Origin of the sequence: Agrobacterium genomosp. 13 str. CFBP 6927, from assembly GCA_900012615.1 — a bacterium.
In the GTDB taxonomy this organism is placed as follows: Bacteria; Pseudomonadota; Alphaproteobacteria; order Rhizobiales; family Rhizobiaceae; genus Agrobacterium.
Genome location: LT009757.1, coordinates 504151 through 517719, shown reverse-complemented (window position 1 = coordinate 517719; position 13569 = coordinate 504151). Strand labels below are relative to the sequence as shown.

The following is a 13569-nucleotide window of genomic DNA, read 5'->3' as shown; positions in this document are numbered from 1 at the left end:
ATGGTTCCTCGCCTCAAGGGCGAGGATGACGTCGAGATGAATGCAGTGTGTCTATCTCGTCAGTCCGGCTATCTTCAAGCCTCTCACCTTTTCGAAAACGCCCGCACCAGCTCCGCATCCTGCTGAAGATTATCGAGCCATTTCGGGTCCAGTTTCGGCACCGAGGAGAAGAGCAGCTTCGAATAGGGATGCGTCGGCGCCTTGATCGCCTCGGTCTCCAGATGTTCCACCTGCTTCCCGCCATACATCACGACGATCTCGTCGCAGATGGTTTCCACCACTGAAAGATCGTGGCTGATGAAGATGTAGGAGAGGCCGAGTTCGCGTTGCAATTCGCCGAGCAGGTCGATGATCGCGGCTGCGACAACCGTATCCAGCGCCGAGGTGATTTCATCGCAGATGATGAGCGATGGTTCGGCCGCGAGTGCACGGGCGAAATTGACGCGCTGTTTCTGTCCGCCTGACAGGCCTGAGGGATGGCGGTGGCGGACGGAGCGCGGCAACTTCACCATATCGAGAAGCTGGTCGATCCGCGCATCGCGCGCCTTGCCCTTCATGCCATGATAGAAGGTCAGAGGCCGGCCGAGAATATCCTCAATGGGCTTCGACGGGTTGAGCGCGGTATCGGCATATTGGAAAACGATCTGCATGCGGCGCAGTTGATCGCTCGTGCGTCGTCTTGCGTCGGTATCCAGTTCGCGGCCTTCGAAGATGACATGGCCGCTTGCAGCGGGCAGAATGCCGGCAATGGCACGCGCCAGCGTCGATTTTCCGCAGCCGGACTCGCCGATAATGCCGAGATTGCGGCCGGGATAGACCGAGAGGCTGACGGAATCCACCGCGCGCACCAGCGGCATCCGGTCTTCACCCTTGGTACCGTAGCCCGCGATCAGTTTCTCGATATCGAGGAGCGGTGTTGCGTCATTTCGTTTGAGCGGGCTGACTGCACGCACCTTGTCGTTAAAGGCCGTCAGCAATTCGCGCGTATAGGGATGCTGCGCATTCTCCAGAATCTCGGTGGTCGTACCGGTTTCCTGGACCTCGCCGCCTTTCAGAACAACAATCCGGTCGGCGATCTGGGCGACGACCGCAAGATCGTGGGAAACATAGACGCCGCCAATGCCGCCTTTGCGCATCGCCGATTTGAAGGCGCGCAGGACCTCGATCTGTGTCGTCACGTCGAGCGCCGTGGTCGGTTCATCGAAGATGACCAGTTCCGGATTGCCGATCAGCGCCATGGCGGCGGAAAGACGCTGCAGCTGGCCGCCGGAGACCTGGTGCGGGTAACGCTCGCCGATGGTTTCCGGATTGGGCAGCGACAATGCCTTGAACAGTTCCACCGCTTTGACGCGTGCCTCCTGCGGCGGCATCAGATGATGGATGCGCGTGACTTCGATGACCTGATCGATGATCTTTTGCGCCGGGTTGAAGGCGGCGGCGGCGCTCTGCGGGACATAGGAGATTTTCGTGCCGCGAATCCTGGCACGCTCGGCTTCGGACAGCTGCACCATGTCCCGGCCCGCCACCGTGACGCTGCCGCCGGAAATGCGGCAACCGGGGCGGGCATAGCCCATCAGCGTCAGTGCGATGGTGGTCTTGCCGGAGCCGCTTTCACCGATCAGCGCAACGATCTCGCCTTCGGCGATATCGATGTCGACGCCCTTGATGATCTGGACACGGCGGCCGGAATCGGTGGTGGCCTCGACTTTCAGTCCACGGATTTCAACGAGATTGGTCATTATTCGCTCCTGTCGCGGATTTTCTGCGGCAGATTGTCGATCAGCAGATTGACGCTGATCGTCAGGCTGGCAATCGCCAGCGACGGGAAGATCACGGCCGGTGCGGCAAAGGGCAGGCCGCCGATATTTTCGCGCACCAGCGCGCCCCAGTCGGCGTTGGGCGGCTGCAGGCCGAGGCCGAGGAAGGAGAGGCCCGACAAAAGCAGCACGATGAAGACGAAGCGCACGCCAAGATCGGCAAGCACGGGGCGGATGATGTTCGGCAGGATTTCCGAGCCGATGAGGTAAAGCAGGCTCTCGCCGCGCACGCGGGCGACGGTGACAAAATCCATGGTGTTGACATTGACGGCGAGTGCCCGGGCGAAACGATAAGCGCCCGGCGTATAGATGACAGAGAGCGTGATGATTAGTACGGGTATGGAGGAGCCGACGGCGGCGACGACCACAAGGCCGAAAAGCTTGCTCGGAATTGAATTCACGGCATCGAGAAACCGGCTGAGCACCGCATCGAACCAGCCGCCAACCACGGCGGCGCACATGCCGAGCACGACGCCGGAGGTGCAGGCGATGGTGACGGCCGCAAGCGAGATGCCGACCGTGAAACGCGCGCCCATGAGAATGCGGGAAAAGACGTCGCGGCCAAGATAGTCGGAGCCGAGCCAGAGATCGGAGGTCATGGGCCCGAAATAATCGAGATCGATGATTTCACCGACCGGATGCGGAATGAGATAGGGCGCGAAGATGGCGACCATCGCCCAGAGGAAGATGACGAGAAAGCCGAAAACGCCGACTGCGTTGATCTTGTAACCCAAACGCGAAGTCCCCGAAGTTGTTTTGATATTGTCGGCCATCAGCGCAGCCTCGGATTGGACATGATGGCGATGATATCCGCCGTGGTGATGAGCAGGAGATAGCCCACGCAGAAGATCATCGCGCAGCTCTGGATCAAAGGCAGGTCGCGGGTTGCGACGCCATCGACCATCAGCTTGGCGATACCGGGATAATTGAAGATCGTCTCGACGATGATGACGCCGCCAACGAGATAGGAAAGCGACAGCGCGACCGCGTTGACGATGGGGCCAAGGGCGTTGGGAAGCGCATGGCGAAGCACGATGCGCATGCGCGGCGCACCCTTCAAAAGCGCCATTTCCACATAGGGCGTATCGAGCGTCTCGATGACGGCGGCACGGCTCATGCGGATCATCTGTGCCGATACGACAAAGGTAAGAGTGATGACCGGCATGGCGTAAACACGCAGCACATCGAACAGGGTGTTGACCTCTGTGACCAGCGACAGGGCCGGTAGCCATTTCAGATAAACGGCGAAAAGCAGAACGGCGAGCGTCGCGATCATGAATTCAGGCACGGAAATCACGCCGATGGTCAGCACGGTGACCGCCCGGTCATAAAGCGTTCCGCGCAGCATGGCGGCGCTGATGCCGAGCGTCAGCGCCAGTGGCACGGCAATGACCGTGGTTATGCCCGCAAGTTTCATGGAATTGACGAAACGCGGACCGATAAGGTCGGCGATCGCCATATTGTTGGCGTAGGACGTGCCAAGTTCGCCCTGCAGCAGGCCGAACAGCCAGCGGACGAAACGCAACAGCGCCGGGTCATCAAGATGCATGGCGGTGCGCAGGCCAGCCACGGCCTCCGGCGTTGCCGCCTGGCCAAGAAGGATCGTCGCCGTATCGCCGGGCAGCAGGCTGGTGGCGGAAAAGACGATAAATGACACGATAAGCAGGGTCGTCAGCATGACGACCAGCCGCCTGGCGATAAGGGATAGTATCCGGCTGTTCATTCACATGCTCCTGCTGCGACCCGCCTGACAAATAGGCTTTCCGCACCAGCGGAAAGGTTGCCGGGCGCTTCCACGCCCGGCCCCATGGTCTATCAGGCTTCGAGCCAGACGTATTCCGCAAAGGCGTAACCCATCATGCCGCCGAGGGGATTGGCTTCCAGCCCCTTCAGCTTGGAGCTGATGGCGTCGACATTCGAAATATAGGCCGGAATGATGGTGCCGGCTTCGTCGGCGATCATCGTTTCCAGTTCGAAGTAGATCTGCTTGCGCTTTTCAAGGTCCAGCATGCCGCGTGCTTCGAGCATCATCTTGTCGAACTTGGGCGACTTGTACTGGCTTTCGTTCCACGGCGCGTCGGAGGCGTAGAGCAGGGAGAAGAGGATGTCCGGCGTGGGGCGCGGATTGATGTTGCCGAAGTGAACTGGCGCCTTCAGCCAGTAATTGCTCCAGTAGCCATCCGAGGGAACACGCTGTACGTCGAGCTTGACGCCGATTTCGGCGGCGGACGCCTGGATGATCATCGCCATGTCGACGGAAGAGGCTGCCGCATCCGACGCGATCACCGGAATGGACTGGCCGATAAGACCTGCCTTTTCGAAGTGGAACTTCGCCTTATCCGGGTCGAAGGCTTTCGGCTTCAGGTCCGGATTGTGATAGGGGTTCATCGGCGGCACCGGCTGGTCGTTGCCGACTTCGCCGAGGCCGCGCAGGGCCGCCTTGACGATCTGTTCGCGATTGACGATCGACTTCATGCCGGCAACGAAATCGGCATTGTTGCCGGGCGCCTGGTCCAACCTCATGTTGAGGTTCGTATAGTTGCCGGATGTCGTCTTTGACAGAACGACGCCTTCCTGCTTGTCCAGCAGGCGAAGCGCACGCGGATTGATGGCGGCAGCAAGCTGGATATCGCCGGAAAGAAGGGCGTTGACGCGGGCATTGTCGTCGGAGATCGCCATGAATTCGAAACTGTCGATGTGCGGGCCGCCGGACTTCCAGTAATTGGTATTCTTGGCCATGATCGAACGCACGCCCGGCTCGAATTTTTCAAGCTTGAAGGCGCCGGTGCCGTTGCCCTTGGAGAAATCCGTGGTGCCATCGGCGACGATCATGAAATGGTGCAGGGCCAGAATCGATGGTAGGTCGGCATTCGCATTTGAAAGCGTGATTTCCACGGTGCTCTTGTCGACAGCCTTGAAGCCAGTCATCTGGGCGGCGATCTTGGCGACCTTGGAGCCGACTGCCGGATCAAGATGGCGTTTCAGCGAGTAGACCACGTCGTCGGCGGTCAGCGCCTTGCCGTCATGGAAGGTAACGCCGGAACGCAGTTTTACCGTCCAGGTCTTGGCATCTTTCGATTCGATGGATTCGGCCAGTTCCATCTGCGGCGTGCCGGAAACATCAAGGAAGCTCAGCCGGTTGTAGAGCGCGCAGCAGCGGACATAGTCCGTGGATAGCGAGGCTTTCGCCGGGTCGAGCGTATCGGCCGTCGACGACGACCAGCCCGCCGCCTTCAGCGAACCGCCGGAAACGGGCGTGGCCGCCACGGCCTGCGAGGCACGGCCCAGAATGGCCGAACCGGCGGAAAGCGCCACGCCGCCCGCCAGCATCATGTGAAGCAGTTCGCGCCGCGTTGCACCGCGTCGGATCGCCTGTTCAACGGCGGCATCGTCGGAGCGGGTCCAGTTTGTAATCCTGTCACTCATGGTCTTCCCCTTTTGTATGATTTGTTAAAATGCGTCTTGAGAAATTTCCGGCACGTCGCGTCCCAGTTCGCGCCATGCGATAGGCAAAGGCGGTTCAGCCGCCTGTCTGTTTCGCGGCCTCGGCCAGGCCGGCCATGGATGTGAAGTGATAGTCCGGCTGGGTAAAGTTTTCCGGCTCGATCGTGCCGCCATATCCCTTCTGGGCGTGACGACGCTCGATCCAGCAATTGGTCATGCCGAGCTTCCGGGAAATGCCGATATCGTGGTACTGGCTTTGTGCCACATGCAGGATGTCGTCCTTCGATGCGCCTTCGCTCTCAACAAAGGCAAAAACCTTTTCGAAGAAGGCGGGGTCCGGTTTTTCAGTGCCGGTATCATCCGCCGTGAACGCCGCATAAAAGGGATTGCCGAGTTCCTTTGAGAAATATTCGAAAGCCCAGCGCTGGGCATTGGTCATGGCGATCAGACGATGCGTCTTTGCAAGCTCTGCCATGGCGGCACGGCTGTCTTCGAAACCTTTCCAGGTCTTTGCCGCATCGCGCAGACGTTCGCCAAGGGCGCGCTCCGCCGGCAAGCCCAGTTCTGGAGCAATGATCAGGTAGACACGGACGAGATCGTCCGGAAACAGGTCGGTCGCATCGGAGTAACGCGCCGCGCGGTAAAGACCGAGCGCTTTTTCACCATCGACCTCAACGCCGTGTTCGGCGCCAATCTGTGTCAGGGTTGATTTCAGGCCGCCTTCGAAATCGATGAGGGTTCCCACCACGTCGAAGCTCATATATTTGAAGTCACTCAGTTTTTTTGACAATGTCGGTCTCCGCTGTGCCGCCTCGTCTCTTGGGGAGGTTGCGGCATTTTATTCTGTTCCCGGACGGGATCCTTGCCCCGTTCCCATTCTTGAAAACACCTGTTTTCGTGGTGTTTAGTGCTTTTTCTAGGGTTAGTTTGGCACTTCCAGCACGCCGGATTCGCCGAAAAGGATCGGCTCTTTAGCAGAATATTGCGAATATGTGCGGCGTTGCGACATTTCGAGAAGGTGCCGCAACGATTTCCGTCTTTCGCCTCAGGCGACCACTGCCCGCACGGCCGGGTCCTCGAGCGTCTGGTCTAGGGTTTTCAGGGTGCGCTCTACAATGGCGTCGATCTCGCTATCGGTGCAGCAGAGTGGCGGCGCATAACCGAGGATGCCATTTGCGAAGGCGCGCACGATCAAACCGTTTTCCCAGGCGCGATCGAAAACCTTGCGTGCAGGGGCCGCCGCTGCCGGCAGCGGGGTTTTCCTTTCCTTGTCGGTTACAAGCTCGATGGCGGCGAGCATGCCGCGACCACGGACGTCACCAACCAGCGGGTGGCTTCTGAGGCTTTCCAGTCCGGCCATCAGCCGCTGACCGGCACGGCGGCCGTTTTCCAGCAGCCCGCCCTCATAAAGTTTCAGCACTTCGAGACCAACGGCGGCGCTGACGGGGTGGGCGGAATAGGTATAACCGTGCCCGACGGCCGCATCGCCGGCAAAGTCGGCTATTGTATCATAAACATGGTCGGCCATGAAGACGGCGCCCATCGGCACATAGCCGGAGGTGAGGCCCTTGGCGGCGGTGATGAAGTCCGGAACGATATCCTCGTCGGCACAGGCAAACAGTGGTCCCGTGCGGCCAAAGCCGGTGATGACTTCATCGGCGACGAAGAGGATGCCATAGGAACGGCAGAGCTCACGCATCGCCTTGATCCAGCCTGGCGGCGGGACGAGAACACCGCCTGACCCCTGAATGGGCTCGGCATAAAAAGCGGCGACCCGATCAGGGCCGATGGCTTCGATCTTGTCTTTCAGAATTTGCAGGGAGGAGGCGATGATGGCGGCCGGATCGTTGCCGACCGGATTGCGATAGGCGTAATGCGACGGGATTTTATGCTGCCAGTCGTAAGGCACGCCGAAACCGGCATGGAAGGCGGGCAGGGCGGTGAGGCCCGAGCCGGCGGTGGTGGAGCCGTGATAACCCTGTTCGATGGAAATGAACTGGTCGCGCTGCGGTTGGCCCTTGGCGTGCCAGTAATAGCGGATGAAGCGAATGGTGCTATCGACCGCATCGGAACCGCCAAGGGTGAAATAAACGTGGTTGAGATCGCCTGGCGCGCGGTCCGCAAGCTCGGAGGCCAGCCGGATCGCCGGTTCGCTGCCAATGTCGAAATAGGCAGTCGCATAGGGCAGTTCCCGCATCTGCTTTGCCGCCGCTTCGACAATACTGTCATGGCCATAACCGGCATTGACGCACCAGAGGCCGGCAAAACCGTCGATGAGCTGGTGGCCAGTCATGTCGGTGACCGTGGCGCCCTTTGCCGATTGCAGCACCCGCACGCCCAGCTTTTCATGGCCGCGGAAGGAGGAGACGGGGTGCACCAGATGGGCGCGGTCCAGTTCGATCAGTGAATTGCTTAACATGGGTCTCTCCAGATTCAGCCCTGCAGGTCAGCCCAGCGCCTGGCTGGTCAATGCGAATGTTTTCAGTTTTTTGTCAGCGGAGATTTCGGCCTTCGGCCGGCGCATGGCGATGCCGCCGCCGACATGGCCAAGACCGTGTTCGGTAAGCCAGGGGGCAAGGCCCGTGTCGGCCGTGGTGTCCACACGAAGAAAAGCGCCGGGACGTTGCGAAAACACGAATGCGATCAGTTTTTTAGCGATTTCAGCATTTTCCGCCACTACCGGGCCGATGACTTCGCCACGCCCGAAAGCGCGAAGGGCGGCAAAGCCCCTGATGACGCCCTGTTCCTGCACAAGTGCGAAACGCGCCCTTTCGGCAAGCACTGCAAAGAGCGCGGTGCGGTCCGCGCCAAAAGCCTGCGCATCGAGTGCGGCAAGTTCGGCGGGATCAATGGTTTCCGCCCAGGCCACACCCTGCGGCCTGTTTGTCTCTACGGGAGTGCCCTGATGCTGAAGTACTTCACCGCAGGCGGCGAAGCCCATTTTTTCGTAGAGAGGCAGGCCATCAGCCGTGGCCACCAGACGGCACTCGCGATTTTCTGCTGCATCCATCGCAGCTTTCATCAGCTGACGCCCGAGACCGCGGCCGCGCATGCTCTCGTCCACGATCACCATATTGACGGTGGCGCAGGTATCCCCGAGCATCGTCGCCATGGCGGTTCCGACGACGCGTCCATTTTCCACGGCGATAAAACCCTTGCTCAGGGAAAGAACCAGCGCCCAGTCTTCCTTCCGGTGCGGCCAGCCGGCCTGACGGGAAAGTTCAACGGCCGCATCGAGGTGGTCCGGTTGAAATGTTTGGATATCGATCAGGCTCGCTTGCATGCCGGAACTCCATTTTTCTGCTTATTCATTGATAGACCGAGGCGGGAAGAAGATTGTCCCGACAAATGGGAAGGTTCGATATGTTTCGCTGTTACTTTTATCCGCCGCCGCATCTTATGCCGCATCTTATCCGCATCCGGGCTTAAACCGGGGACCGACGATTACTTCCGGTTTGCCTCAACGCAACTCTCTGCCAAACTGGCGGCTGCATACGCAACAATCTGCTTCCGCTGATGGCAATTGCGGTGCGCCGACCGGGTAAAGGCTTTCTATGATCAATTCATTCCGGCACGGCCGATCCCCAAGCAAGGATGACGACGACATGACCATCTTCCGCCCGAAATACATCTCCTTCGATTGCTACGGCACGCTGATCAATTTCCAGATGGCAGAGGCCGCCCGCGATCTTTATGGCGATCGTCTCGACGAAGCGCAGATGCAACAGTTCATCAAGAATTTTGCGGCCTATCGTCTGGATGAGATCATGGGCGACTGGAAGCCCTATGCCCAGGTGGTTCACAATTCGCTTTCGCGCAGCTGCAAGCGCAATGGCGTGGCCTTCAAGGATGAAGATGCCACCTTCGTTTACGAGCGCGTTCCGACCTGGGGCCCGCATGCCGATGTTCCGGCCGGGCTTGCCAAGGTTGCGAAGGAAATTCCTCTCGTCATCCTGTCCAACGCCATGAATTCGCAGATCATGTCGAATGTCGAAAAGCTTGGCGCGCCCTTCCACGCGGTTTACACCGCCGAGCAGGCGCAGGCCTACAAGCCGCGCTTCAAGGCTTTCGAATACATGTTCGACATGCTGGGTTGCGGTCCGGAAGACATGCTGCATGTTTCCTCCTCGTTCCGTTACGATCTGATGTCGGCCCATGATCTCGGTATCAAGAACAAGGTCTGGGTCAATCGTGGTCACGAGCCCGCCAATCCCTATTACGGTTATGTCGAAATCGCCGATATTTCCGGCCTGGCAGGCGTGGTTGGATTGTAAGGAAAGGTCGGGACCATGAAGTTCGTCTCCTATTGGCACGATACCGCGCCGCAATTTTCAGGTGCCGCGCAAGGTCCCGTCGAAGGTCACTATGATGTCGCCGTCATCGGTGGAGGTTTCACCGGTCTCGGGGCCGCGCGCCAGCTGGCCAAGGCCGGCGCGCGGGTGGTCGTTCTTGAAGGGGAGCGGGTCGGCTGGGGCGCTTCCGGCCGCAATGGCGGGCATCTCAACAATGGTCTCGCCCATTCCTATCTCTCCGCCAAGGCCGAACTCGGCAAGGAACGCGCGATCGCCCTCTACAGGGCGCTCGATTCCTCCATCGATACGCTGGAGGCGCTGATCGCGGAGGAAGGCATCGATTGCAACTTCCGCCGCTCGGGCAAGCTGAAGCTCGCCTCCAAACCGCAGCATTTCGAAGGTCTGGCGAAGAATTTCGAGGCGCTGCATGCCGAGGTCGATCCCGATACGGCGCTTCTGTCCGCCGCCGATCTCAAGGCGGAGATAGGCTCGCCCTTTTATGGCGCGATGCTCTCGAAGAAGAGCGCGATGATGCATATGGGCCGCTATGTGGCCGGCCTTGCCGAAGCCGCCAGCCGTCATGGCGCGGTGATCTTCGAAAATGCGGCGGTGACGAAGCACATCCAGAACGGCAGGACCCATGAACTGGAAACCCCGCGCGGCAAGGTGACGGCCAACAATGTTCTTGTGGCGACCGGCGCCTACACACCCTCTGGTTTTAGCTATTTCCGTCGCCGCATCATCGCCGTCGGTAGCTTCATCATCGCCACGCGGCCGCTGACGGATGCCGAGGTTCAGGCCTCGGTTCCGGGCAACCGCACCTATGTCAACTCCATGAATATCGGCAATTATTTCCGGCTCGCGCCGGATAACCGGCTGATCTTCGGCGGCCGTGCACGCTTTTCCGCCACGTCGGACCAGCGTTCGGACGCCAAAAGCGGTGCGATCCTGACGGAAAGCCTGCATCGCATCTTCCCGCAGCTTTCGCATGTGCCGATCGATTATTGCTGGGGCGGTCTGGTGGACATGACCAAGGACCGTTATCCGCGCGCCGGTTTCCATGACGGCGTCTGGTACGCCATGGGCTATTCCGGCCACGGTGCGCAGCTTTCCACCCATCTCGGCATGATCATGGCCGACGCCATTCTCGGACGGCCGGATAACAATCCCCTGAAGGGGCTGGAATGGCCAGCGGTGCCGGGTCATTTCGGCAAGCCGTGGTTCCTGCCGATCGTGGGCCTCTATTACAAGATGCTGGACAAGATTCAGTAGAAGTCGGGGGTCGACGCTGAGAGGCCGCTTCCACACTCGACGTCATCCTCGGGCTTGACCCGAGGATCCACGGCCGCGGAAGAATGGATCCTCGGGTCAAGCCCGAGGATGACGGAGGAGAGGGGCATCTCCATATTCCAGCGGCCTCCAGGCCGCTTTTTTGTTGCCTCCACACAAAAAGAAGGGCCGCGGAGCGGCCCTTTAGGCGGGGAGAAAAACAGGCGTCAGGCAAGCCCGCCAATATGAAACGTCTTGATCTCCAGATATTCCTCGATGCCGACCTGTGCGCCCTCACGGCCGAGGCCGGATTGCTTGACGCCGCCAAAGGGGGCGACTTCGGTGGAGATCGCGCCGGTGTTGAGGCCGACCATGCCGAATTCCAGCGCCTCGCCCACACGCCAGGCGCGTTTCAGGCTTTCGGTATAGAAATAAGCGGCGAGGCCGAAGGGCGTGCCGTTGGCGATGGCGATGGCTTCTTCTTCCGTCTCGAAACGGAAGAGCGGTGCCACCGGTCCGAAGGTTTCTTCGCTTGCCAGCCGCATCCCGGTCGTGGCGCCGGTCAGCACCACGGGGGCGGTATATTGCGGACCTTCCGGCAGATCGTGCGGCCTCGTGATGATCTTTGCGCCCTTGGAAACGGCGTCATCGATATGGGCGCGGATCTTGGCGATGGCCGGCTCGTTGATCATCGGGCCGATGGAAACGCCTGCTTCCGTTCCGGGTCCGACCCGCATGGCATCGACGCGATCCGCCAGTTTTTTCGCAAACGCGTCATAAACGCTCGACTGCACGAGAATACGGTTGGCGCAGACGCAGGTCTGGCCGCCGTTGCGGAATTTCGAAACCAGAGCGCCTTCGATGGCGAGATCGAGATCGGCATCGTCGAACACGATGAAGGGCGCATTGCCGCCCAGTTCCAGCGACAGGCGCTTGACGCTGTCGGCAGCCCCCCGCATCAAAAGCGAGCCGACACGGGTGGAGCCGGTGAAGGAAATTTTCCGAACCGTCTCGTTGGCCATGATTTCGTTGCCGATTTCCGTTGGCATACCGGTGACGATGTTGATGACGCCCGCGGGAATGCCGGCCCGTTCGGCGAGCACGCCGAGCGCCAGGGCCGAATAGGGCGTGAATTCCGAAGGTTTGATCACCACGGTGCAGCCGGCCGCAAGTGCGGGCGCGACCTTTCGGGTGATCATGGCGTTCGGGAAGTTCCACGGCGTGATGATGCCGCAGACGCCGACTGCTTCTTTCAGCACCACGATGCGGCGATCCGGCGTCGGTGAGGGGATGGTGCCGCCACTGATACGCCGGGCCTCTTCAGCAAACCATTTGACGAAGGACGCGCCATAGCGGATTTCGCCCTTTGCCTCATCGAGCGGCTTGCCCTGTTCGGTGGTCAGGATCAGGCCGAGATCGTCGACATTGTCGATCATCAGCGCGAACCATTTTTCGAGAAGCGCTGCGCGCTCCGCGTGGGTTTTCTTTTTCCACGAACCGAAGGCGGCATTGGCGGCTTCGATTGCCGCGCGGGTTTCCCCGCCGTCCATATCCGGCACGGTGCCAATCACCGCCTGCGTCGCCGGGTCGATCACGTCGACCGCCTTGCCCGATGCCGCGGCCTTCCACGCGCCGCCGATCAAGCCCGTCTGGCGAAAAAGTTCCTTGTCCTTCAAGCCCTGCATCATAATTCTCCGAAATCAGTCGAGCGCCGCGAGAACCGCAGCGGTAATGGCGTCCGTCTTGTCCTTGCCCGGCACGGTGCCGATACCCCGGCCGGTCGCCTTTTCCAGCGCTGCCATGATCCTGACGGCCGCGTCCTTTTCGCCGAGATGCTCTAACATCATCGCGCCGGACCAGATGGCGGCGATGGGGTTGGCGATGCCGAGATGGGCGATATCCGGGGCCGAACCGTGCACCGGCTCGAACATGGAAGGCGCGCTGCGGTCGGGATTGATATTGGCGGAGGCGGCAAAGCCGAGGCCGCCCTGAATGGCTGCGCCGAGATCGGTCAGAATATCGCCGAAGAGGTTGGAGGCGACCACGACATCGAGGCTTTCCGGGGCCATAACCATGCGGGCCGCCATGGCGTCGATATGATAGCTGGAAACCTCGACATCGGGATATTCAGCGGTGAGCTTGTGGGTCACCTCGTCCCAGAACACCATCGAATATTTCTGGGCATTGGACTTGGTGATGGAGGCGAGCTTGCCGCGACGTTTCTGCGCCTGTTCGAAGCCGAAACGCAGGATGCGCTCCACACCCTTGCGGGTGAAGATCGAGGTTTCGACGGCAACTTCATCGTCGGTGCCCTGGTGCACGCGGCCGCCGGCGCCGGAATATTCGCCCTCGGTATTTTCACGGATGCAGAGAATGTCGAAGCCATCGGCCTTCAAAGGTCCCTGCACACCGGGCAGAAGCCGGTGCGGGCGGATGTTGGCATATTGCACGAAGGCCTTGCGGATCGGCAGCAGCAGGCCGTGCAGCGAGACGGAGTCCGGCACTTCCGCCGGCCAGCCGACGGCGCCGAGCAGAATGGCGTCGAAGCCGCGCAGGGTTTCGATGCCGTCCTTCGGCATCATCGCGCCGGTTTCCTTGTAGAAGGCGCAGGACCAGGGGAATTCCGTTCCTTCGAGCGCAAAACCGGAGCCTTCGGCAGCGGCGTTGAGCACCTGCCATGCGGCGTCCGTCACGCTTTTGCCGATGCCGTCTCCGGGAATGAGTGCGATGCGATGCGTTTTCAAGAC

The 13569-nt window shown here is 60.3% G+C and carries 11 protein-coding genes; 2 read left to right on the top strand and 9 right to left on the bottom strand.

What is annotated here, in order from left to right; all coding sequences use genetic code 11:
- Positions 1 to 83: 83 nt before the first annotated feature.
- The 7 genes from AGR13A_RS16605 to AGR13A_RS16575 all read right to left on the bottom strand — a co-directional run bounded on the left by AGR13A_RS16605 (position 84) and on the right by AGR13A_RS16575 (position 8544).
- On the bottom strand, positions 84 to 1739 hold the full coding sequence (locus tag AGR13A_RS16605) for an ABC transporter ATP-binding protein (protein ID WP_080837674.1): 1656 nt from the start codon (positions 1737 to 1739) through the stop codon (positions 84 to 86).
- Positions 1739 to 2590 carry an ABC transporter permease gene (locus AGR13A_RS16600; protein ID WP_035221160.1) on the bottom strand — a complete coding sequence of 284 codons (852 nt, stop codon included), beginning with the start codon at positions 2588 to 2590 and terminating at the stop codon, positions 1739 to 1741. Before AGR13A_RS16600 ends, AGR13A_RS16605 begins: the two co-directional genes overlap by 1 nt.
- Positions 2590 to 3540 (bottom strand): ABC transporter permease, encoded by a 951-nt coding sequence (locus tag AGR13A_RS16595; protein ID WP_035221158.1) that lies wholly within the window; start codon positions 3538 to 3540, stop codon positions 2590 to 2592. Before AGR13A_RS16595 ends, AGR13A_RS16600 begins: the two co-directional genes overlap by 1 nt.
- A gap of 92 nt (positions 3541 to 3632) precedes the next feature.
- Complete coding sequence (locus AGR13A_RS16590; RefSeq protein WP_080837672.1) at positions 3633 to 5243, bottom strand: ABC transporter substrate-binding protein; 1611 nt, start codon at positions 5241 to 5243, stop codon at positions 3633 to 3635.
- A gap of 94 nt (positions 5244 to 5337) precedes the next feature.
- Entirely contained in the window at positions 5338 to 6051 is a 714-nt protein-coding gene (locus AGR13A_RS16585; protein WP_080837668.1) for an HAD-IA family hydrolase, read from the bottom strand.
- Positions 6052 to 6306: 255 nt separating this feature from the next.
- Positions 6307 to 7680, bottom strand: a complete 1374-nt coding sequence (locus AGR13A_RS16580; RefSeq protein WP_080837665.1) for an aspartate aminotransferase family protein — start codon at positions 7678 to 7680, stop codon at positions 6307 to 6309.
- A 27-nt stretch (positions 7681 to 7707) separates the two neighbouring features.
- The gene (locus AGR13A_RS16575) at positions 7708 to 8544 is read right to left on the bottom strand and encodes a GNAT family N-acetyltransferase (protein WP_080837662.1); all 837 of its coding nucleotides are present in this window, start codon (positions 8542 to 8544) and stop codon (positions 7708 to 7710) included.
- Positions 8545 to 8866: 322 nt separating this feature from the next.
- On the opposite strand from AGR13A_RS16575, the gene AGR13A_RS16570 reads away from it, so the two are divergent.
- The gene (locus tag AGR13A_RS16570; protein ID WP_035221404.1) at positions 8867 to 9535 is read left to right on the top strand and encodes a haloacid dehalogenase type II; all 669 of its coding nucleotides are present in this window, start codon (positions 8867 to 8869) and stop codon (positions 9533 to 9535) included.
- Between the two features lie 15 nt (positions 9536 to 9550).
- Positions 9551 to 10825 (top strand): NAD(P)/FAD-dependent oxidoreductase, encoded by a 1275-nt coding sequence (locus AGR13A_RS16565; RefSeq protein WP_080837659.1) that lies wholly within the window; start codon positions 9551 to 9553, stop codon positions 10823 to 10825.
- Positions 10826 to 11049: 224 nt separating this feature from the next.
- Here the strand turns inward: AGR13A_RS16565 and AGR13A_RS16560 are convergent, their stop codons facing one another.
- Together AGR13A_RS16560 and AGR13A_RS16555 are read right to left on the bottom strand one after the other, a co-directional pair.
- On the bottom strand, positions 11050 to 12507 hold the full coding sequence (locus tag AGR13A_RS16560; RefSeq protein ID WP_080837656.1) for an NAD-dependent succinate-semialdehyde dehydrogenase: 1458 nt from the start codon (positions 12505 to 12507) through the stop codon (positions 11050 to 11052).
- Positions 12508 to 12522: 15 nt separating this feature from the next.
- Positions 12523 to 13566, bottom strand: coding sequence for a tartrate dehydrogenase (locus tag AGR13A_RS16555; protein WP_080837654.1), 1044 nt, complete (start codon positions 13564 to 13566; stop codon positions 12523 to 12525).
- Between the last annotated feature and the right edge of the window lie 3 nt (positions 13567 to 13569).